16 protein-coding genes and 1 pseudogene are annotated in these 21010 nt (G+C 64.4%); 6 read left to right on the top strand and 11 right to left on the bottom strand.

Annotation, left to right across the window (positions count from 1 at the left end):
- Positions 1-406 precede the first annotated feature (406 nt).
- The gene (locus V9L17_RS01840) at positions 407-1684 is read left to right on the top strand and encodes a TrkH family potassium uptake protein (RefSeq protein WP_337350234.1); all 1278 of its coding nucleotides are present in this window, start codon (positions 407-409) and stop codon (positions 1682-1684) included.
- Between the two features lie 23 nt (positions 1685-1707).
- Here the strand turns inward: V9L17_RS01840 and V9L17_RS01835 are convergent, their stop codons facing one another.
- Both V9L17_RS01835 and V9L17_RS01830 read right to left on the bottom strand, forming a co-directional pair.
- Complete coding sequence (locus V9L17_RS01835) at positions 1708-2961, bottom strand: glycosyltransferase (RefSeq protein WP_337350233.1); 1254 nt, start codon at positions 2959-2961, stop codon at positions 1708-1710.
- 72 nt (positions 2962-3033) lie between these two features.
- Positions 3034-3324, bottom strand: a complete 291-nt coding sequence (locus V9L17_RS01830) for a DUF3040 domain-containing protein (RefSeq protein ID WP_337350232.1) — start codon at positions 3322-3324, stop codon at positions 3034-3036.
- A 587-nt stretch (positions 3325-3911) separates the two neighbouring features.
- Here V9L17_RS01830 and V9L17_RS01825 point away from each other — a divergent pair.
- Entirely contained in the window at positions 3912-4232 is a 321-nt protein-coding gene (locus tag V9L17_RS01825; protein WP_337350231.1) for a GYD domain-containing protein, read from the top strand.
- A gap of 75 nt (positions 4233-4307) precedes the next feature.
- Here the strand turns inward: V9L17_RS01825 and V9L17_RS01820 are convergent, their stop codons facing one another.
- Positions 4308-5264, bottom strand: coding sequence for a lipid kinase (locus V9L17_RS01820; RefSeq protein ID WP_337350230.1), 957 nt, complete (start codon positions 5262-5264; stop codon positions 4308-4310).
- Between the two features lie 107 nt (positions 5265-5371).
- Positions 5372-6268 (bottom strand): ketopantoate reductase family protein, encoded by an 897-nt coding sequence (locus V9L17_RS01815; RefSeq protein WP_337350229.1) that lies wholly within the window; start codon positions 6266-6268, stop codon positions 5372-5374.
- Between the two features lie 412 nt (positions 6269-6680).
- On the opposite strand from V9L17_RS01815, the gene V9L17_RS01810 reads away from it, so the two are divergent.
- On the top strand, positions 6681-7757 hold the full coding sequence (locus V9L17_RS01810; protein ID WP_443197998.1) for a methyltransferase: 1077 nt from the start codon (positions 6681-6683) through the stop codon (positions 7755-7757).
- A 39-nt stretch (positions 7758-7796) separates the two neighbouring features.
- Here the strand turns inward: V9L17_RS01810 and V9L17_RS01805 are convergent, their stop codons facing one another.
- Entirely contained in the window at positions 7797-9449 is a 1653-nt protein-coding gene (locus tag V9L17_RS01805) for a response regulator transcription factor (RefSeq protein WP_337350227.1), read from the bottom strand.
- A 158-nt stretch (positions 9450-9607) separates the two neighbouring features.
- Here V9L17_RS01805 and V9L17_RS01800 point away from each other — a divergent pair, with 158 nt between their 5' ends.
- Positions 9608-9994 carry a hypothetical protein gene (locus V9L17_RS01800; RefSeq protein ID WP_337350226.1) on the top strand — a complete coding sequence of 129 codons (387 nt, stop codon included), beginning with the start codon at positions 9608-9610 and terminating at the stop codon, positions 9992-9994.
- Positions 9995-10046: 52 nt separating this feature from the next.
- Here the strand turns inward: V9L17_RS01800 and V9L17_RS01795 are convergent, their stop codons facing one another.
- Both V9L17_RS01795 and V9L17_RS01790 read right to left on the bottom strand, forming a co-directional pair.
- Complete coding sequence (locus V9L17_RS01795; protein ID WP_337350225.1) at positions 10047-11720, bottom strand: thiamine pyrophosphate-binding protein; 1674 nt, start codon at positions 11718-11720, stop codon at positions 10047-10049.
- A gap of 119 nt (positions 11721-11839) precedes the next feature.
- Complete coding sequence (locus V9L17_RS01790) at positions 11840-12343, bottom strand: Lrp/AsnC family transcriptional regulator (RefSeq protein WP_337350224.1); 504 nt, start codon at positions 12341-12343, stop codon at positions 11840-11842.
- A gap of 93 nt (positions 12344-12436) precedes the next feature.
- Between V9L17_RS01790 and hisC the strand changes: the two genes are divergently transcribed.
- Together hisC and V9L17_RS01780 are read left to right on the top strand one after the other, a co-directional pair.
- Positions 12437-13534, top strand: a complete 1098-nt coding sequence (gene hisC, locus V9L17_RS01785; RefSeq protein ID WP_337350223.1) for a histidinol-phosphate transaminase — start codon at positions 12437-12439, stop codon at positions 13532-13534.
- 55 nt (positions 13535-13589) lie between these two features.
- Entirely contained in the window at positions 13590-15002 is a 1413-nt protein-coding gene (locus V9L17_RS01780) for an amino acid permease (RefSeq protein WP_337350222.1), read from the top strand.
- 183 nt (positions 15003-15185) lie between these two features.
- Here the strand turns inward: V9L17_RS01780 and V9L17_RS01775 are convergent, their stop codons facing one another.
- The 4 genes and pseudogenes from V9L17_RS01775 to V9L17_RS01760 form a co-directional block, all read right to left on the bottom strand.
- Positions 15186-16415 (bottom strand): hypothetical protein, encoded by a 1230-nt coding sequence (locus tag V9L17_RS01775; RefSeq protein WP_337350221.1) that lies wholly within the window; start codon positions 16413-16415, stop codon positions 15186-15188.
- A gap of 554 nt (positions 16416-16969) precedes the next feature.
- The gene (locus V9L17_RS01770) at positions 16970-18676 is read right to left on the bottom strand and encodes a nuclease-related domain-containing DEAD/DEAH box helicase (protein WP_337350220.1); all 1707 of its coding nucleotides are present in this window, start codon (positions 18674-18676) and stop codon (positions 16970-16972) included.
- Between the two features lie 240 nt (positions 18677-18916).
- Positions 18917-19882: pseudogene (locus V9L17_RS01765) on the bottom strand (RNA polymerase sigma factor); the annotation flags it as partial.
- Between the two features lie 272 nt (positions 19883-20154).
- On the bottom strand, positions 20155-21006 hold the full coding sequence (locus tag V9L17_RS01760; protein WP_337350218.1) for an HNH endonuclease: 852 nt from the start codon (positions 21004-21006) through the stop codon (positions 20155-20157).
- Positions 21007-21010 lie beyond the last annotated feature (4 nt).

The raw sequence follows: 21010 nt of genomic DNA, 5'->3' as shown, positions 1-21010 counted from the left end.
AACTGTCGGCGTTAAGGATTCGTCAAGACTTCCAGGGATCCGGCAGCGTCCCGGATTTCCGGTGCTACGCTCCGTGATGGTCTCGGCAGTCCGGCCGGGTCACTGACCGGTACAGGCAAGGACGGGCCACCAAGAGCAAAGGACCAACCTATGCCGGCATCAGAGCGCGTAGCCCCGGTGCGCGGCGTGGCCAGAGCACTCCGTTCCCGGGTATCCGCAACGTTGCAGCAGAAGCCGAGGAGGTGCCCGGGTGAGGGCCAGCGGAAGAGAAAAGGGGCTGAAGATCCGTAATGACGCCCCCTTGAATGGCGGCCAGCGCGTTCAGTCTCGGATCAGGGCCCAAGGCGACAGTATCGGGCGCGGGCTGCTGCATCCTGTCCGTTCAGTACCTCTGGCTTTCCTCGCCGTGATTCTTCTGGGCTCCGTACTCCTGATGCTGCCTGCCGCCCGCTCGGCGGCAGAGGCGGACCCGGTACTTCCTGCCCTGTTCACCGCCGTTTCGGCTGTCTGCGTCACAGGACTGATCACCGTCGACACCCCAACGTTCTGGTCGCCCTTCGGACACGCCGTGATTCTCGGGCTGATACAAGCCGGCGGATTCGGCATCATGACGTTGGCAACCTTGTTGGCGCTGCTGGTGCGCAAAAGCATCGGGCTGCGGGGCCAGCTCGTCGCACAGTCCGAAACGCACACCCTGAACTTTGGCGACGTCCGCTCCGTCCTCTTCCGGGTCGCCAGAATCATGGTGGTTTTCGAAGCCGCAACCGCCGCCGTTCTTACGATCCGCTTCTGGTTTGCTTATGACGACAATCCGGGCACAGCCCTATGGCACGGGACTTTTCACGCTGTTTCGGCGTTTAACAATGCCGGCTTCGCCCTCTACAGTGACAGCCTGATCAGCTTCGCCGACGACCCCTGGATCATTGTCCCGATCTGCCTGGCGGTGATCGCTGGAGGCCTCGGATTCCCCGTGCTCATCGCCCTCCTCACAGGGGGTGTCAGGATGAAAGCTTGGACCGTCCACCTCCGCCTGACCGTCTTCGGTACCCTGCTGCTCCTGGCCGCCGGCTGTGCCCTCTTCGCCGCCTTTGAATGGAATCGGGACGAAACCCTCGGCCCCATGTCGTTCGGCGGGAAACTCCTCGCGACCCTGGCCGGGAGTGTCTTCCCGCGTACAGCGGGCTTTAACAGCATCGACTACGGCTCCGCCGCCCCTGAGACCCTCATGATCACCAATGTCCTGATGTTCATCGGCGGCGGCAGCGCCGGCACCGCCGGCGGCATCAAGATCACCACGTTCCTGGTCCTGGGGTTCGCCATCTGGAACGAGATCCGGGGCCGAGACGAAGTTACAATCGCCCACCGCTCCATCAGCGCCTCCGCCCAGCGCCAGGCCCTCTCCGTCGCACTCCTAGGAGTCGCCGCGGTCGTCACCGGCACGCTGCTGCTCCTCATGTTCACCGACCACAGCCTAGAGAGAGTCCTCTTCGAATCAATTTCTGCGTTTGCCACCGTGGGCCTCAGCACCGGAATCACCTACGACCTGCCAGTCAACGCCCAGTGGGTACTCATGGCTCTCATGTTCACAGGCCGTATCGGCACCATCACAGTCGCCTCCGCTCTGGCCCTGTCATCCCGCCCACGCCTCTACCAACTCCCGGAAGAACGACCCATCATCGGCTAGCCTCGCACCACTGCGCCCCGACCCTATGGCGCCGCAATGCGCTCCAGTGCGGCCACTGCAGCGGAGATTCCATCCTCGGCGCGTACACGCTGGCCCAACTCTTCGGCGGCGCGTGCCATATCGGGATCTGTGGTGGCGGTGGTTATGGCGGAGGCGAGGCCTCCGGCCGTGAGATGGCTTTGCGGCTGTGGTGCGGGAGCGACACCGCGGTGGTGCGCCAGCCGGGCCCAGAATGGCTGGTCGGCGACGAACGGGCACACTACTTGCGGCCGCCCGGAGGCGAATGCGGTACCGACTGTGCCTGCGCCCCCGTGGTGTACTACCGCAGCCATGCGCGGGAACAGTCTCATGTAGTCCACATCGCCCACACCAAGAACGTCGTCAGCTTGTATGCTGCTGTCCAGTCCGCCCCAACCCGCGCCGATCACCAGGCGTTTCCCTGCCCGACGTGCGGCTTCCAGGACCAAGGCGGTGCCGCGCGCGGGGTCCCTGCCGGACATTGAACCGAATCCGACGAACACCGGCGGGTCGCCCGATCCGAGGAAGTCCTCGATGTGCGGAGGCAGGGCCTCGTCCGAGAGCGGTAGGAACCAGTAGCCGGTGGTGTGCACCGATCCCGGCCAGTCCTCCGGCGGAGGCAGCACCGAGGGACTGAAAGCGTGCAGCACCGGAGCCTGGCCGTTGTCCGGCCGGCGCAGCGGGTCGTGCCGTCCACGGCGGCGCGGGAGACCGAGGGTGTCTTCGCGCCACCGGTCAACGACCCTGCCGAACATTGCCTCCACGGCCTTCATCCCCGCGAACGTGGCCCGATTTGCCGAGGCAGGCAGCCAGGATGGCAGGCCCACGGCCGGCCACGGAAACTCTTTGGTCGGAACGTACACCGGCATGGGGAGAGCAAGCACCGCCGGGATACCGAGCTTCTCGGCCACGTGCTGCCCGGCGATGATCTGGCCGTTGTGCACCACAACATCCGCGCCGGCTCCCGCGCCGTGCGAAGCGACGGTCCAGCAGTCGGCGAGCAGTTGGGTGAACATCGCCGGCATGGTCCGGACCTGTCGCAGCCGGGCACGCATCCGGCCCTCGATCACACCCGCAATTGCCGGGTCGTCCATCAACCGCATCGGGCCGTCATCCACTCCGGCGAAGGGCACCCCGTGACCGGCGACGAATCCGGCGAACCGTTGCGGCGCGGCGAGCGTCACCTGATGCCCGGCAGTGAGCAATCCCTGGGCCAAGGCTATGAACGGCTGGACGTCACCGCGCGTCCCCAATGTCATGATCAGTACTTTCATTGGTAGGTCACCGATTTAAGGCCCACGGCGACGTATTCGTCCTCCGCATGTACGGTTTCATGTCTGGTGCCCGGTCGTGTCTCCCATGTGCAGACTGTGGAGGAACCAGTTGACTCCCGCGACCATCAGCAGGAAACCAGCGACGCCGATGACCGCGAGCTGTGTAATGATTCCGGCAATGACCAAGGCGAAGCCAACGAGAGTGGTCAGTAAACCGTAGATAGTCCGGGCGGATGCCCGGTACCTGGATAAACCGCCCTGTAACTCCCGGTCCAGGTCCGGATCGCTTGCGGCCAGTTCCTCTTCCAGCTTTTCAAGGCGCCTGCGCTCCTCATCAGACAGAGCCATGACGGCTGCCTGTCCTGCCGAAATCCTTGGCGAGTCCGAGAGTTTCAATGACAGGTGTTACTGCATTCATGAGCCGTCCGCTCCTCAGGTCATCAAGCGAACACCCGAGGCGGCCGCCAAGGGCGTTCCGCGGGCACTGCCCACGGGCCGACCAGGCTTCCCGGCTCTCCGATCCACAGCATACAAGCCCCCGCACGCGCTAGGAAGACCAGCACATCCTTCCCGCTATAAGGGTTATGCATCGGTTGAATTCCCGCAGGGGGACTGGGTGGGACCCATACGTTATCCCCGAGTATTGACTGCCCGTAGCCCGAGGAATAACGTCTGCTTTAGCGGGGTCATCCACCCCGTTTCCACGGGATAAGGGGCCGGATCTGGGCCGCTCCTGCACGGCGATGGAGCCAGGTGAGGAGGATTCTGTGTGGATGTCATCCTGCACCACAGGCACCCGGGATACGAGTGTGCCCGCTGGTGGTCGCGGTAGTCCGTACCTCCTCCATGGCGTGTTGCTGCGTAAAAATGACGGCGTTGATTGCACTCGGCGCGATGAACAGCCGACGGGATAGAAATCCAGGAAAGGAATGACCATGCCGAAGTATCTGTTTGAAGCGACGTATGTGGGCAACGGGATCAAGGGGCTCATGCAGGAAGGCGGTACCAAGCGGCGTGATGCCCTGACGGAGGCTCTCAAATCTGTGGGCGGATCGCTGGAGAGCTTCTATTACGCCTTTGGTTACTACGACGTCCTTGGAGTTTTTGAGGCGCCGGACGATGCAAGTGCTGCAGCACTGTCGCTGCTGATCAATTCGACCGGGACCGTCAACGTCCGCCTGAAGCCGCTCCTGACGGTGGAGGACATCGACGAGGCCGCCAAGAAGACGCCGAACTACCGGCCCCCGGGACAGTAAAGCCGGGACAGTAGGGGGAGGCTGGCACCTGGCCAGCGGCCGCCGTCGTGAGTGTACGACGGCGGCCGCTGGCTTTCACACGGGCGGCCAGTCCGCTGCGCCCGGTCCGTCGAACAAGGCGCTGGTGCTGTTTTGGGGCACCACGACGTGGACGGCGTTTCGCTGGATGGTGAAGTCGGCCGGCGTGGTGGTGGCGATTTCGCCGTCGAGGTTCACCGAAAGCGGCGGCTCGGTGACTAGCCGGACGTGTCGGCTGGTCAGATGGTGCACCCGGTCGTGTTTGATGAAGCTTCCATCCTTGAGCAGCCGTGCGATACTCACGTGCTCCCGGAGCGGGCCGGCCAGGATGGCGTAGATGTCAAGGATGTGGTCATCGATCCCGGCGGTGGGGGAGACCGTGTTGCCGCCGCCGTAGTGCCGGCCGTTGCCGACGGCCACCTGAAGCAGGTCCTCGAACTCCATCGGCTCGTGGTCCCCTTCCGGAAACTCGAGGCGGGCCCGGAACGGCTGGTGCCTGGCATAGGCCCGAAGCGTCGCGATGCTGTAGGCCAATGGCCCGATCATCCGTTTCAGGCGGGGGCTGAGGGCTTCGGTGACCGCCACCGACAGGCCCACGGACGCGACGTTGAGGAACGGCTCGCCGTTGGCCCGGCCGAGGTCGATGTCCACCACCTTCCCCTCGGCGACGGTGGCGCACGCCTCGGCGAGATTGTTCGGGATCTCCAACGTACGGGCGAAGTCGTTGGCGGTGCCCAGCGGAAGAACGCCGAGCATCACGTTGGTGCCGGCAACCCGGCCCGCGGCGTAGGACACAGTCCCGTCGCCGCCGCCGACAACCACAAGGTCGTGCCCGTCTGCAAGCACCCGGTCCAGCGTCCCGGCCAGGTCTGCCCCGGACAGCACGTGGTGCACGGCGGAGATCGGCACGCCTGCCTTTCGCATCGTGTCCACCGCAAGTTCGGGTGCCGCCCCTCGGCGTGACCCGGCGTTAATCACAACGGCGGCTGAGCGGACGTCCCTGGCAGCTTTCATGAAGGCCATGGTAGGCCGCGGACCTGTGAATTCCTTAGGCCGAGCGGGTGGGATCCTGGGCAGGCCCGGCTTCGCTCCTTGCATTCCGTGCAGTTGCGCCGAAGGGTTCAGCGCTGCAGGCCGGCCCTGATCTGGATGAGGGTGAGGTCCAGCAGCGGCGTGGGAACGTTGAGCTCCCGGGCCCTGCGTGCGAGGTCGCCGAGGATGTGCTCCGCCTCCGAAGGGAGCCCTGCACTGAGGTCCCGATACAGGGAGGAAGTGAAGGCCGATCCCGGCTCGGTAAGTATGCCCACCGCCTGTCCATGAGCGGCGTCGGAAACGGGATGCCCTGCCGCGTCGGCCACCGCTTCGGTTTCGCTGATCGCCTCCAAAATCCTGAACTGCCCGCCGGCCTCGATGATCCGTCCCACCGGCGCCCGGAACAGGCAATTGACGATCCCCGCGGCGGCGATAAATGCCCATTTATCCCACAGTGCGCCCACTATGTCGTCAACTACCGAGAAATCGACGCCGGGCACGTCCAGAGCCTCAGAAACATCCGCGGGGACAGGGTTTCCGTTCAGCCCACCTACCGTGAGCGAAGTGAGGGGCACCTGCTGGCGGACCACATCGCCGTCGAGAGTGGCGACGATCCGGGCCAGGCCGCCCAGCACCTGTCCCGGGTACTGCTGCTCGAGCCGGTCCACATGGGCCATGCCGTTAAGGATGGGAACGATGCTGGTTCCAGGCCCCACGAAAGCGCCCAGTTCGCCGAGTACGCCGTCGAACGCGGTGGCTTTGACCGTGACGAGGATCAGATCGAAGCCGTCCGACCCGTCCGGGGCGGTAATGGTCTGCACCGGGTGCGTCCGGTCAGCGGTGGGGGAGATAAAGCGCAACCCGTCGCGGCGAAGGACCTCCTGCTTGCGCGGCCGCACAAGATATGTGACATCCCGTCCCGCTTCCTGCAGGAGCGTGCCGAACGCCCCGCCGGTGGCTCCGGCTCCGACAACGAGTATCCGCATGGGTGCATACCTTTCGAGGGGTGGTGCTCAAGGATGTTGACCGGGCCCTGGAGCCCAGGAACAGCTGATGAGCCTTTGGATCCGATGTTCCAAGGCTAGGGGGTTTCAGCTGGACCTCCCACCCGCGGCGCACCTGTATCCTGAGAAGGCAGGTTGAATGGCTCCAGCGGCCATCAACCACGCTCGGTTCGCGGCCGGATGACGGTCCGGAAACCTGGGCCGTCGCCTTCCCCGTCGTGGATCACCGCCGCAATCGTCAGTCGCCGATCGGCTCCCCTGACGCTTGGAATGGATCTCTATCAGTACCGATACACCAGCTCCCGTGGGAATCCCGACGCCGGTCCTCAAGCCCGAGCGAACAGCTGCGGTGGATGATCCCGCCGTCGTGACCTGGGCCGAGGCTGGTGTCAGCATGACCGCGCGATGGCGGTCGGCGAACGGCAGACCGGCGCCGACCCGCGTAGAAGTAGTCGACGACTCCCTCACGGCCGATGATGCGAACCGGATGGCGTCCCAGGGGATCGCGATGCTCTGGCACGGTGACTTCCACAACGCACGGCAGATCCTCAATGCCCTGGACCGGCGGATAGGCGCCGGAAAGAAAGAGACCGCAGCAACTCCGGCCGAAAAGTTCTATCGGCACCGCCAGTCCGCCTCGCACCGTGCGCGCATTCTCGGCATGCTGCTGATTCCCCTTGATCCAGGGCCGGTGGTGCCGCTGCGCCGCGCACCGGATATCCGGGAGGCCGCCGCCGAAGCGTACGGGGACCTCAGCGAATCTTCTGTGGTGTCCCTGCAGGAGCTCGTGGGGGCCATCGGCGCCCACGAGTGGCGGCGGACGGGCGTCTACGTCGATGCCCTGCAGGACCGCATCCACCCGCACTACGGCACGTTCTTCCCCACCCGGAGTGAGTATGTGGATCTCGTGGCCGCCGCACCGCTGCCCTCTGACACGCTGGCGTTCGACGTCGGAACCGGCACCGGGGTGCTCGCTGCCGTCCTCGCCCGCCGCGGCGTCCACCGCGTGGTGGCGACGGACAATGAACCGCGTGCCATCGCCTGCGCCGCCGAGAATTTCCGGAACCTCGGTGTTGACGATCGTGCCGAGGCCGTCCTGACCGACATGTTCCCGCCCGGGTTGGCACCCCTCATCGTGTGTAACCCGCCCTGGATTCCGGCCACGCCGCATTCCAGCCTGGACAACGCCGTCTACGACCCCGGGAGCAGGATGCTGTTCCGCTTCCTGAATGGGGTCACCGACCATCTGGAGCCCGGCGGGGAGGCCTGGCTTGTCCTCTCAGACCTGGCCGAACACCTTGGGCTGCGGACGCGTGACGATCTGCTGGCCGCCATCACCGCGGCCGGGCTTAAGGTGGTGGACCGGCTCGACACCAAGCCAACGCACCCGAAGGCATCGGACCGCGACGATCCTCTGTTCGAAGCGCGCACGGCCGAGGTCACGTCGCTGTGGCGGCTTGTTCGCCGGTAGTTGCCCGCGGGGTCTAACGAGTACATCGTGGTAACGAGCTCACTGGGCGCCGCTGATGATCCCTTCCTCGATGGCATGTGTTGCAGCCTGTGTCCGGGAGGTCACGCCGAGCTTGTCGAAAATGTTGCTCACGTGGCGCTGGATGGTCCGCTCGCTGAGGAACAGCTCCGCACCAATTGCCCGGTTGGTCAGGCCCTGCACGATTAACCGGAGCACTTCCACCTCGCGGGGTGAGAGTCCGTGCTGGCCCGGTGTGTCGGGATGCCGGAGCATTCCTTCGGCCATCAGCAGGTCGTGACGGGCGCCGAGGCGCGTGAAGGCCTGGCGTGCCGATTCGAGTTCAAGGTCCGCCGCTTCGTCGTCTCCCACCCCCCGGTACGCGGTGGCCAGGAGTACGGAGCACTGTGCCGTTTCATAGGGGACGTCGAGGTCTCGCCACAGACCGGCGGCCTGTCGGAGCCAGGGAAGTGCCTGATGCAGGTCATCCTTGGCAAGAGCCAGTTCGCCAAGTGCCCGTGCGTGGGTGGCGCGCACGCTGTCGGACGCGAAATGCTCGGCGAGGCTGCCCAGCTCGGCTGCAGCGGCCTCGGCTTCACCTGCAGCCTGTGCCGCCAACAGCACGGTCACTGCCGGAGGCAGCAGTTCCACGCGGGCAGCCGGCCCCACAGACTCGCCTAGCGCGCGCCGGATCCCCGATGCCGCCGCTGGCATGTCTCCCAGGGAGAGCCTGAGCAGGGCGAGCCCCGGCTGCGTGGGGCCTCCGGTGAACGCTGCCGTCCGGTAGGCTGCCACGGCCTCGGCGAAGTCGCCTAAGAGGCGATGCGATTCACCGAGCTCGTAGCGCGCATGCCCCATGAAGCGAGTTCCTGCGCCCTCGGCCAAGCTACGGCATGCCTCTTCCAGTTGGGCAAGGGCAGCCGCCCACTCGCCTGCGAGCCGGAGGTGGACCGCATAGTAAGTCAGGCAGTGGCCGTAGAAGGGCCCACCGAAAGGAGGTACTTTCTTGAGCCACGATCCGAGGGCGGCGCTCCATTCCCGGATCCGCGCGACGTCGTGCACCTCCATTTCGCAGGTGCCGATCGCCGCGCAGTAGAGCAGGCTTGTGACCCGTGGCGTTGTCTGGCCCGCCACTACGCGGAGCATCGAATTGTCGAGCCAGTCCAGCCCGTCCGCGAGGCGGCCGGACAGGACGAGGGCGCGGCCGGTGAGGAGCGTCGAGAAGGCGAGCTGATCGTCGTCGTGCGTTCTTGCGGCCCCGTCACGGGCGCGGGCGAGGAGCGTGACGGCGTCGTCATAGGCGCCAGCGCCCATCCGGTAGTACGCCGTGGTGATGAGCAGCCAGCCGGGCTCTTCGCCGGCGTCGTCCGGGCCGAGTTCCCGGGCCCGTGCCAGCCAGCCGTTGGCCTGCGCGTCTTCGCCGTTGAGGCGGTAAGCCTGCCACAGCCAGAAAGCGGAGGCGACGGCGGGACCCACCTGGCCGTTCGCGGCCCGCTCCTCGAAGGCACGCACCAGCGCGGCAATCGCATCGTCGCGGAACCCCACGATTTGTGCGCACTCGGCGAAGCACTCGACATCCTCCACCCCGAGGCCGGCGGGCCCGCCGGCGGCGCGGAACTCGTCGCAGGCCTGCCGCCACGCGTACGCCGCGTGGAATGCCCGTGCCTGCGCGAGGTGATTTCCGTCGTCGGCCACTTCAACCTCCTGAGCACTACTATGCATCGTTGGACTGGGCATAACTACCCAATGCCGGATGTCGAAGGTGGCGCGGTTTGCCGATGCCTGCCTGGCACCGCCGGAGGGATCCTGAGAGTGATCCGCAGGGTGCGGATCAGCTAGTTCAGGAGGCCATCATGTACGAGCCGTTTGTCTACTTGGGCACCTACACCGTCCGCGAGGGGCATCTCGATGAAGCACTCGCATCCTGCCGCGAGGTGGCCAGCCTCGTGGAGAGCCGTGAGCCAAAGATGCTCGTGTTCCAGTTCTTCGCCGATGACCAGGGCCGGCAGATCACAGTCCTTCAGGTCCACGCCGACGCCGAATCCATGGCCAACCACATGGGTGTGGTCAGCGAACACCTGGCACGGTCCGGATCGTGGATCGAATCGTTCAGCAACACGACGGTCCTGGGCCAGCCTCCGGCGGTCCTTTCGCAGTGGTATCAGGAGGCGGGCGAAGAGCTGACAGAGTTCCCGCGGCACATTGCGGGGGTAATCCGGGTCGGGTCGCCTGTTGGGTGAGCGGTCCAGCGGGGCTTGCGACGGCGGCGGGCTGGGTAGGTCTTGAAGGTTGCTACCCCAACACCGCCGCCTTCGCCTCCTGCTTGGCCTGCATCCATTCGCTCATCCACGGGGCCCGGACGCTTGAGGTGATGCGGCAGTCGGCCACGAAGGTTCCCTTGGCGCCGGCGTCGATCCAATCTGTGAGCGCGGAAAGGTCTGCCAGCGAGCGGATGATGGCCGACTCGGCACCGAGCGCGCGGGCGATGCCGCTGAAGTCCACTTCGGGGATCAGCATGGGCTTTTCGGTCAGGCCCTGGGAGCCGTACTGGTGGATCTCGGCTCCGTAGGCGGCATCGTTGTAGATCACCACGACGGCGCTGCTCGCCGCACCAATCAGCGATTCGAGGTCGGACAGGCCCATCAGGAAGCCGCCGTCGCCGGAGGCCAGCACCAGCGTGCGGCCGTCCTCCACGGCGCGGGCAGCCCCGACGGCGCTCGCAAGTCCAAGCCCGATGGACTGGAAGGCCGTCCCCACCATCACCAGGTCCTGCGGCCGGGGGATGTTCCAGTACATGGGTGCCCAGCCGATGAAGTGCCCGCCGTCCTGGACCACCGTACGGCGCTCCGGCAGCGCGGCATCCAGCGCGGTGGCGAGGGCGCGCGGGTCCAGCCTGCCGTCCACCGTCTCCGCTGAACCGGCCTCGTGGCCCGGCCCCTCGGCCAGCCGACGGCGGGCTTCCGCGCGCCAGGCTTCTGCACGGCCGGAGTCCGGCAAGACAGGGCTGTCCAGCATCCCCAAGAGGTGTCCCGCAGCAGCCTTCACGTCCGCGCTGACGAACGTATCCACCCGGGGATGCGTGGGCTGCAGGGCGGTGTCGATCTGGATGACGGTGCTGTCCGGGCCGAGCAGGTGCCCGAACCGCATGGTGAATTGGCTCAGGCTTGCCCCGGCCACCAGGACCACGTCGGCCTCGCCCATGAGCCCGGCCGCGGTGTCCGTGCCGAAGCCGCCTGCGACGCCGACGTATCCCTCGCCCTGGAGGAGGTTGAGCGCCAGAGCGGTTCCGGCAGTCAGCGCGCCCAGGCGGTCGGCGAGCTCCCGGAGCTCCGGGCCCGCTCCGGCGAGGTGCGCACCCCGGCCAGCCATGATCAGCGGCCGCTTCGCCCCGGCGAGCAGGCGGGCTACCTGCACAAGGCCGCCGTCGACGTCGTCCGTCACCTGAGGTGCCAACGGCGCCGGAAGTTCCTCGTCTGCAGCCTCGAGTGCCGCGAGGTCGTAGGGAATGGCAATGACGACGGCGGTGCGCTTGGTGAGTGCGTACTCCACCGCCTGCTGGGTGATGGAGCCCGCGGCCTCGCGGGTGACGGTGAAGGTTGCCGCGCCCAGGCCTGCGGCGATGGCCGCCTGGTCCACATCCTGGGGCCGGGCGCCGCTGATGGGGGCGTCCCCGGTGACCAGCACCACGGGGATCTGCGCCTGGACCGCCTCGGCGAGGGCGGTAAGCGCATTGGTGTACCCGGGGCCGTAGGTGGTGGTGCCTGCTGCGAGACGTCCCGAGGCCCGGTAGTAGGCGTCGGCCGCAGCGATGGCGGCGCCTTCATGGCGGACGGGGGAGAAGCGGAGGCCCAGCTTTTCCGCGGCGTCGAGGAAATACACGTTGCCGTTGCCCATGACGCCGAAGACGTCGCTGAGGTAGCTGCTGAGAACCTGTGCCACGCGGCCGGAGACGGTAAGTGAAGTCATGCAGGAATCTTGTGGGCTGGTTCACAGATAGGCAAGAGGTGTGAATTTGATTGGGATAATTGGCAAGATGATGTGGGCATAAGTGAAAATATGCGCACTTGTGGCGGGCATCACCCTTATTAGGTGGAAGGGCGGGATTCCTGCTCTGACAGCCGGCTCAGGAGGCCGTCGTAGCGGGGCGGCATGAGTTCCAGTACGGATATGGCCGTGCTGGTCCGTTGGATGCCCTCGATTTCCAGGATCTGGTTGGTGATGCGGTAGAGATCGGCGGTGCCGCGGGCCACCACCTTGGCCATGAGGTCCGCGTCGCCGGTGGTGGCGTGCACCTCGATGACTTCCGGAATTGCGGCGAGCCCGTCCTCTACCGCGCCTGTCCGCGTCTGGCTGATGGACAGGGAGAGGAAGGCCATCAGGTCATAGCCAAGCGCGGCGGGATCGAGCCTCCGGCTGAAGGAGCGGAGGGCGCCGCTGCGCTCGAGCCGGGCCAGCCGGGCATGGACAGTGTTCCGGGCGACGCCGAGCGTCCGCGAGAGTGCTAGGGCGCTGGCCTCGGGATCCTTGTCGAGGGCCAGGATGATCCTGCCGTCGAGGGAATCCAGGGTGCGAGAGTTCTGGATGGTCATATTTTCACCACAGTCAGTAGAAGTTGAGCAGAAGTCCCAATGGGTTGAGGGTATCTTGCATTGTGTGCCGGGTCACATCCATGATCGGTCCTCATGACCCGTGATCAACTCCTTGCCGCTGCGGACACCGCGCTTCCCAGCCTTCGCGGTGCGGTGGCCGGCCTCCCGCCTTACGTCCCGGGCCGGCGCAGCGCCGGCGCGGACATTGCAGCCCTCGCCAGCAATGAAAGCCACTACGACCCACTGCCAGCTGCCGCCGCTGCGGTGGCCGCGGCGGCCGGTACGATGAACCGCTACCCGGACAGTGCCGCCGTCGAACTCCGTGAACGGCTTGCCCACCACCTTGGCGTCACGGCCGGAGAGATAGCGGTGGGGCCCGGCAGCGTGGGCGTCCTCCAGCAGATCATCACCGGCCTGTGCGACGCCGGGGATGAGGTGATCTTCGCGTGGCGCTCCTTCGAGGCCTACCCAATCTTGGTCGAACTGGCAGGCGCCCGGCCGGTCCGCGTTCCGCTGGACAGTGCTGAGGGCCACGACCTCGATGCGATGGCCGCGGCCGTCACTGACCGCACCAAGGTCATCCTGCTCTGCACGCCCAACAATCCGACGGGCGTGCCGATCAGCCACGAACGCATCTTGGCCTTCCTGGAATCCGTCCGCTCGGACATCCTCGTGGTGATTGACGAGGCCTACGTGGAGTACGCCGAAGTGGGCAGTGGCCCCGATTCCCTTGCGCTCTACCGCCAGTACCCGAACGTCTGCATCCTGCGCACCTTCTCGAAGGCTTACGGGCTCGCCGGCCTGCGCGTGGGATACGCCGTGGCGGCGCCGGATATTGCTGAGGGACTGCGCCGGACCGCCCTTCCCTTCTCGGTGAGCGCGCTGGCCCAGAAGGCGGCCATCGCTTCGCTGGACGCGGGGGAGGAGATGGAAGCGCGGGTATCCGCCGTCAGGCAGGAGCGCACTCGGATGGCCGCGCAGCTGGAAGCCCAGGGCTGGAAACTGCAGCCGAGCCAGGGCAACTTCTTGTGGATCCGTGCCGGTGACGAGCTCCGCGCTCGGTTGGTTGACGCGTTCGACCACGCGGGCATCCTGGTCCGGGCGTACCAGGGAGACGGCGTGCGGATCACCGTTGCCGATCCTGCCTCCAACGACCGCGTACTCCGGATCCTGGAAGCCCACGCAGCCTGACAACCGACTTTCCTGTTACCCCAAACCCGTTCCACCTACAACCAGAGGAATCCCCATGGAACAACAGACAATGAAGTCTGGCCGCGCACTGGGCGCGGCACTCAAACCCCGCCAGCTCACCATGATGGGGCTCGGTAGCGCCATCGGCGCGGGCCTGTTCATCGGCTCAGGCGCCGGCATCCAGGCGGCCGGCCCGGCGGTGCTGATCTCCTACCTCGTGGCCGGCACCCTCATCATCCTGGTGATGTGGGCCCTCGGCGAGATGGCCGCCGCCAATCCGGACAGCGGCGCCTTCTCCGTCTACACCGCCAAGGCCTACGGGCCGGTGGCCGGCGCCACCGTGGGCTGGCTCTGGTGGCTGCAGCTCGTGGTGGTCATCGCGGCCGAAGCGCTCGGCGCGGCAGGCCTGCTGGCCACCATCTTCCCGGCCCTGCCGGTGTGGCTGACGGCCTTCGTGTTCATCGTGGTGCTCACCGCTGTGAACCTCACCAGCGTGAAGAACTTCGGCGAGTTCGAGTTCTGGTTCGCCCTGCTCAAGGTGGCAGCGATCGTCGGGTTCCTCCTGGTGGGCGCGGCCCTGCTCTTCGGCTGGCTGCCGGGCGTGCAGTCGCCGGGCCTGGCACACTTCACGGGAGCTGGATTCGCCCCCAGCGGTTTCGCTGGGATCGCCACGGCACTGTTCGTGGTGGCGTTCGCGTTCGGCGGCACCGAGATCGTTTCCGTGGCGGCAGCTGAGACCGCCGAGCCGGCCCGCAGCGTGAAGAAAGCTGTCCGGACCGTGCTGTGGCGGATCCTGGTGTTCTACATCGGTGCGATCTTCGTGATCGCGGCCGTGGTTCCCGTGGGTTCCGCGGGGCTGAAGAGCCCGTTCGCCGCGGTGCTGGACGCCGCCGGTATGCCAGGGGCGGCCACCGCCATCACGCTTGTTGCCGTCGCGGCTCTGCTCTCGGCCCTCAATGCCAACCTCTATGGTGCTTCCCGGATGGCGTTCTCCCTCGCGGAGCGGGGCGAGGCGCCGCGTTGGCTTGCGTCGGTGTCCAAGGCCCGGGTTCCGGTTGTCGCGGTCCTTGCCAGCGTCGCCTTCGGCGTTGTGACGGTTGTTCTGGAGCTGGCTTTCCCTGAGATGGTCCTCGGTGTCCTGCTGAACATCGTGGGCTCGACCTGCCTGCTGGTGTGGACGTCCGCGCTTCTCGCCCAGCTCGCGCTGCGCCTCCGCGCCGACCGCGAGGGGACGGAGCTTCCGCTGCGGATGCCCGGCTTCCCCTGGCTCACCTGCTTTGGCCTGCTCATCCTCGCTGCGATCTTCACGGTGGGCTTCATCGGCGAGGATTCCCGGCCCCAGCTGCTGAGCACTTTCGGGCTTGTGGCGGTTCTTGCGGTGGGGTGCTGGCTTCACCACCGGAACCGAAAGGTTCCGGCCGCTGCTGAAACGTCGAAGGGTGACAAGCAGCCGGTGCTCGTCGACTAAATCAGGCGCTCCTCGGGTTCAGTGCACGCGGAGGGCGCGTCCGGCTTTGGCCGGGCGCGCCCTTCGGAATTGCCGTCGGCTGGCCTTCGACCGAGCCTGGTGAGCGTGTCGCCACGCCGCTCGCGGCTCCGCGACCATCATCTCTCCGCCGGTCGGCTCCCTGTAGTCGCCGACGGCAGGCCTTTACTCACCCTTCTCCTTCGCGTTCTTGGTCACCTCGGCCGAGACCGCGGCTGTTGCCACTGTCGCCACCACTGTCGCCGCAGCTATCGCTACTCCCTTGAGTGCTTTGCGTCCCGCCTCCTCAGCCGCATTCTTCAATTGTTCGCGATTGCGGGCTGCGTCCCTCCAACGAGTGGCTTCCAATGAATCTCGTTCCGACTCGATTCCAAGCGGGGCATGGAAGTTGTCAACGATGACAGCGGAAGAGTTGATCGACTCCACTACAGTCCGCGCAGCCCAGACGTGTAGCAACACATTCGAGTCTGCGACGCCGGCGGCCTCATCCATTCTGCCCATGAGGTGCTTGGTCTTCCCTACGACGAGCTCCCGTCGTTTCTGCTTGGCCATACTCAGTGCGAGGCGATGCCCGTCTAGGTCAGCCGGAGATGTGTAGAACACTTGATCAAGTTCTAAGACCGCAATCTCGTCCTGGAGTTGAAAGCAGCGCGCTAGAACGGCGATCCAGAGTCCGACTTCCTGCTCAATTCCCTTGACTGCCTTAGCAATATCACCAACTTTGCGCTTGCTATCCGCCTTGTTGGCGAGCGCTTCGAGTGCACGCAACGCCGACGCTTGGACTTCTGCGATCGTCGCAGAAGTAAACTGAACCTTTCCCCATCCGACCACGCGGTTGCCCTCATACTCGTGAATGGTCATGGCCTCTTCTATGGCGAGAGCAACCGCGTCCATCTTCGCCAGCACAGAGTCTCTTTGTGCGCGGCGAACGTCGTCGAGCTTTTCGTCGAGCTTGGCCAGAAGGTCTTTGAGTTCGTTCGCCTCATGTTGTGTCGCGACCTGAGCCATGATCCCTGCGGCAGCGGAAAGAAGATCCGGGTTGGTCAGGAGGGATCCCCGTCCGTTCTCGATCTGAAGCCACTTGCTGATCGAACCAGGGTTCCCCAACATCGCATGGCTGACACCAGGCGTCTTGGTTTCCATCAGCCCGAACTCTTTGACCAGCTGGGCTGACTCCTTTGTCAGCTTCACGTACCGACCTGAATTGGCGCCGACTTCGGAGGCTGCCCGTGCCATTCCGGCCCCGGCTCCGAGGACAGATCCGAGGCCATCGAAGCGGAGGTCCTTCGACAACGACAGTAGTCCCACCGAGGCGAGGAAGCTCTCGACAGCCGTCGGGTCCCCGATGACCGCCACGCCCTCGCCGTCACTAATCAGCTGCATCTCGTTATCCAAAGGGGCTCCTGGGTGTCGGTACTAAGTCCTGCGGGGTGTGGAAACATTGTCGCCCATGGGGCGTCAGCTACAGCGAATGAGACGGTTTCAACTGCTGCCGAGGCTGCTCGCTTTCTTCGTAGAGCTCCACGACATTGCACCACCACAGGCTCGACCGCAGTTGGCCTGCCGCCCTCTGACTCACTGCCGTACCCGGGGGTGGGCAGTAGCGGGTCCTGGCTCCGGTGCTGAAGTATCTTCGCGTTCTGGCTGCTGCAGGAGCCTTGCCGGACTGCCTTGAACGCCGCGGCAATGCCCCCGGGCCTGGCCGGAACCAGGGACGGCCGCCACAACTCCGCGACGCCCATTTGCGTGCCATGTCTTCGGTGCTTCTGCTGCCAGCCGTACTGGAGGGCATAGTTGTAGGCGGCTGGCACGGATGCGGCCGCCACCTGGACGGGCACCCGCGGAAGCGTCGGGGCCGGGTGACGCACGGCGTCAACCAGTTCTGGCATTTCATCCCCATTGGACGATGTGAATCTAGGTGACTGAAGACTAAGCAGGGACACTGACAATTAAGGTGCGCTGCGTTGCGATCCGTCTGCCGGCGCAGGCGTCCACGCCTGAGCCCGTGACAATGCCAGCTTGAGTTCCCGCCCGCCTGCCTCCTCCAGCAGCCCGGAATTTCCTACGACCACCAACACGCTCCGTGCCCGGGACAACCCGACGTAGAGCTGTTCCCGGGCACGGCTCATGTCTTTGAACCCGTTGACGCAGAGAACAACAACGGAACGTTCTAGGCCTTTGAACCCCAGCACGTGGCCGTAGAACTCACCCTCATTGGCGTGGAAGTCCTGCCAATACTCGTCTGTGGCACCGCGCTCGTAGTAGTCCAGATGGATGGGGTGACGGTCCTTGGTGGTGAGGAGGGCGATCTGGTTGTTTGCCCAGCCCTCGTCGATTAGCGCGTTCAAACAGTCTTCGGCGACGCCGAGCGCATCCTTGGTAGGGCAGTCCACGAACCGAACGGGCAGGCCGGTGCTGCCGCGGAGTCTGACATGGTCGCCGGCGAAGGGCTTGAAGATTTCAGCGATCTTGCGCGTGTTGCGGAGGTTATCGTCGATATGGATGGACACGAGCGAGGCCATCGGTCCATGAGCGAGGTCCGCCGCCGCGCCTCCCCAGCGTTGGTAGACGTCCTGCCGGTCATCCATAAAGGCGTAGACCTCACACGCTTCCGGATCGGTAGTGCACGCGAGAAGCGCGTCCCACCACAGGGGCGCGAAGTCCTGTGCTTCATCGACGATGACAGCGTCCAGCCGCTGGAGCTGCTCCATTCCGGCCGCCAGTTCCTTCAGTAGGCGGGGCATCTCTACGTCGAAATAGTCCTGCCCTTGCCCGTCTGGGACCCCCAGCCCGCGCGCGTACTCGTGGAACTCTCCAGTGAACACCGGCTTAGCCTGGCGACGCCAGGTTTCGACGCGTTCCTGAAGGTATTGCCCCAAGCCTTTGTTGTAGCAGAAAAGGCCCACCCGCTTGCCCTGTTTGCTGAGCATCCGGGCCTTCTCGACGGCGAGCCAGGTTTTTCCGCTGCCGGCGCCGCCGGTGAACCGAATCCGGGGGAGTGACCGGGTCGCTTGGAGCAGCACGGACTGCCGCTCGGTGAGATGGTCCTGCGCTGCTTCATCTTCCTGCGATGCGGTGGAAGGTTCGACGGCGGTGTCCATGCTTCCGCTCAGCTTGCGGACTATGCGTTCCAAGAAAACAGGGGCCAGAGCGGAGGTCCCGCCGCCTTCATTTTCGATCGCTTGGCGGACGAGCTCGGCAGGAGACCTGCTTCCGGTCTCGTCAAGGATGAGTGACCGGGGGCAGCCGGCCATCGTCCAGTTGCCCGGAACGTCGGTATACGGAAGGCTGACCATGTAGACGAGGCGGCTGGTCAGGCGAGAACCGAGCTGGTTCTCGAGCCAGTTCCTTAGTGCATGAGCGGAGCTTTGGGATTGCGCCACGGGGCTTTGGATCTTGCGACGCTGATTTCGGTCCGACTGGTACCACTGCCCGTCAGCGATGCTGACCCGACCGCCCTTAACTTCGATCGCGGCCATGCCAACGTTGGGCCAGAGGACCAACAGGTCAATCTCGTACTCGTTCCGGCCGTCGCGGACATGTACGGAGTGGGCCAAAACGACATCGTCGGGGAGGCTGTTCTTTAAAGCCGTCCAGACCGATTTCTCCGCTAACCTTTCCTCGCCAAATTCCGGTTCCTCCGGTATGCACCTCATTGTGGCCCCCAAGACTCGTGAACGGGCTGTCCGGTTTTGCGCTCTTCCAACGTTAGCGGGGCGAAGACTCCTCGGCGTCGCGACACGAACGGAGCTCCTTCAGAATTGCATGTCCAGATCTGTTTTCCCATTGTCACGAATACATGTGGTTGCGCCATAGGTGCATTCCTACTAGTTGCAGATTTGGGAGGCACCAGCCGTAATATGGCCTGAAGCAAGCGGAGATAAGGCTGATTCCAGTTAGGGCGAATAGTCGCGCAGAGACTGGGATCGCATTGGGTCCCGTAATTTTGATAAGGTCTGTGATTCGATTTGGCGAATTCGCTCACGCGTGACACCGAAATATTTTCCAATCTCATCTAGAGTTTTTGGCACTCCGTCGGTAAGCCCGAAACGCATGGCAACGACTGTTGCTTCACGTGCGGAGAGCGTATCAAACACAGACGCGAGCAGCTCTCTTAGAGAGTCGTATTCGGCAACTTCGTCTACACCATAAGATTCGACATCTTGGAGAAGAGAAGAAAGCGGAACAAGTTCGCCCATTGCATTCAACACGTCTTCGTCTAATGAAACTGGATCTGAAAGGTACCCTAAATACTCCTGCACCTGCCGTGGCGTTATGCCGAGCTCAATGGCGAGCTCGACCGCTGTGGGCTCGCGTCCCAAGTCCTGCCACGTCTGGCGTCTCACCTTTGAGAACTTACTCAGTGTTTCCACCATGTGCACCGGGATCCGGATAGTACGAGCCTGGTCGGCTATGGCCCGCGTGATGGCTTGGCGGATCCACCAAGTGGCGTAAGTAGAGAACTTGAAGCCCTTGGTGTAGTCGAACTTTTCGACTGCACGAATGAGGCCTAGGTTGCCTTCCTGGATCAGGTCAAGGAACAGCATCCCGCGGCCGGTGTAGTGCTTGGCGACCGATACGACGAGACGCAGATTGGCCTCCAGCAAACGGTTCTTGGCGCGCTGGCCGTCGTAGATGATGAACTCGAGTTCTCGCTTGGACTTGCGGTCCATCGAGCCGTCGTCGACGGTGATCTTGTATTCGGCGAAAAGCCCGGCCTCCACTCGGAGGGCGAGATCGACTTCTTGCTCGGCGTTGAGAAGCGCAACCTTGCCGATCTGCTTGAGGTAGTCCTTGACCGGGTCTGCGGTGGCGCCGGCGGACATGACCTTCTGGGCGGGGGCGTCGTCATCGTCCGCATCCGAGTAGGTGAAACCTGGAGCGGTGGACGAAGGCGCAGGAGACCCGGCAGTTTGCCGCCTAGCGGCGCTCCGCCCGCCATCCAAGGTTCCACTGAGCGTCACGACCAAATTTGTGAGCCAGCCTGGATTGTCACTAGGCGCTTCAACAGTCTGTGTTATCCCATCAGAATCGACATCTGATGAGTCCTCGGCCCAGTCCACCCTTGCCCCCTGTGATTATGTCTGGTCAGATCCTAGCGTCGGGCGCGGACATTATGCCTAGGCGCTCCGTTCTAGGACTTCCATAGCGGAGCCCGGTGCTCGCGCGCCTCGGCAAGCTCTTGGGGGGTATAAGGGGGCCACCTCCTGTGGGCCATACGATGGCAATTGGCGCAGAGCGGCACTAGCTCGGTTACCGGGTCCACCGGGCGCGGCCCTCCCATGGAGCTCACCGGAGTCAAATGATGCACCTCAACGTACCCGCGAGCCAAGTCTCCGTAGTTCTCGTCAAAGCTGAATTGGCACACAGCGCAGGAGCTTCCGTGCACTGCTATTGCTGCAGCACGGTTGGCTCTGCTCCGTTCATACCTGGTGGACAACACGGAATGGCTCTGTCCCTCGGAAGCAAACGAGAAATCGACGCTGCCAATTTCTGCTGTGCTCTCAAGATCGGGATCGAGATCAAGGGGTAGCAAACAAATAATGAAGCTGAAAAGCGCTTCGGTCACCGCTAAAACGTCAGTATTAGAGTCGTCAACCGATGTCCTTATGAGGCTGCCGGTGCACGTAAACGTCTGAACTCCCTCGTCCAACTCCTGCGAACCTAGGACTTCAACCGTGGTTCCGTTGACGAGAATTTGGAACTTGGCTCCTAGGGACTCGTAGGCCCGTGATATCTGAGCAACTTGGAGCCATTTCTCGTAACCAGCCTCCCCCATTACTCGAAGAAGATCGGCCGCCAGCCTATCCAGCCTCAACTCTGCTTTGACCCGGCTCAATAGAGGCGTCACCATGACACTGAAACCGTGGGGGCGAGACATGCCCTGCAGCCTAAATTCGGTTATCCCTGTCCGTGCATCAGATTTTGACGTTATCGGCAGGCTAAGAACACCGCTTAACGCACGAGCCAGCTTGTCCGCGTCCATGCAG

This window comes from Pseudarthrobacter sp. CCNWLW207, assembly GCF_037203945.1.
Taxonomy (GTDB): domain Bacteria; phylum Actinomycetota; class Actinomycetes; order Actinomycetales; family Micrococcaceae; genus Arthrobacter.
The sequence above is the reverse complement of the archived record's forward strand: the minus strand, read 5'-3'. Positions and strand labels throughout refer to the sequence as shown.

What these genes read in the sequence shown, in the direction of transcription:
- V9L17_RS01835 (WP_337350233.1), bottom strand. Translation starts at nt 2,961, where the DNA reads ATGACATTGGGGACGCGCGGTGACGTCCAGCCGTTCATAGCCTTGGCC.
- V9L17_RS01830 (WP_337350232.1), bottom strand. Translation starts at nt 3,324, where the DNA reads ATGGCTCTGTCTGATGAGGAGCGCAGGCGCCTTGAAAAGCTGGAAGAG.
- V9L17_RS01825 (WP_337350231.1), top strand. Translation starts at nt 3,912, where the DNA reads ATGCCGAAGTATCTGTTTGAAGCGACGTATGTGGGCAACGGGATCAAG.
- V9L17_RS01820 (WP_337350230.1), bottom strand. Translation starts at nt 5,264, where the DNA reads ATGAAAGCTGCCAGGGACGTCCGCTCAGCCGCCGTTGTGATTAACGCC.
- V9L17_RS01815 (WP_337350229.1), bottom strand. Translation starts at nt 6,268, where the DNA reads ATGCGGATACTCGTTGTCGGAGCCGGAGCCACCGGCGGGGCGTTCGGC.
- V9L17_RS01810 (WP_443197998.1), top strand. Translation starts at nt 6,681, where the DNA reads ATGACCGCGCGATGGCGGTCGGCGAACGGCAGACCGGCGCCGACCCGC.
- V9L17_RS01800 (WP_337350226.1), top strand. Translation starts at nt 9,608, where the DNA reads ATGTACGAGCCGTTTGTCTACTTGGGCACCTACACCGTCCGCGAGGGG.
- V9L17_RS01795 (WP_337350225.1), bottom strand. Translation starts at nt 11,720, where the DNA reads ATGACTTCACTTACCGTCTCCGGCCGCGTGGCACAGGTTCTCAGCAGC.
- V9L17_RS01790 (WP_337350224.1), bottom strand. Translation starts at nt 12,343, where the DNA reads ATGACCATCCAGAACTCTCGCACCCTGGATTCCCTCGACGGCAGGATC.
- hisC (WP_337350223.1), top strand. Translation starts at nt 12,437, where the DNA reads ATGACCCGTGATCAACTCCTTGCCGCTGCGGACACCGCGCTTCCCAGC.
- V9L17_RS01780 (WP_337350222.1), top strand. Translation starts at nt 13,590, where the DNA reads ATGGAACAACAGACAATGAAGTCTGGCCGCGCACTGGGCGCGGCACTC.
- V9L17_RS01770 (WP_337350220.1), bottom strand. Translation starts at nt 18,676, where the DNA reads ATGAGGTGCATACCGGAGGAACCGGAATTTGGCGAGGAAAGGTTAGCG.
- V9L17_RS01760 (WP_337350218.1), bottom strand. Translation starts at nt 21,006, where the DNA reads ATGGACGCGGACAAGCTGGCTCGTGCGTTAAGCGGTGTTCTTAGCCTG.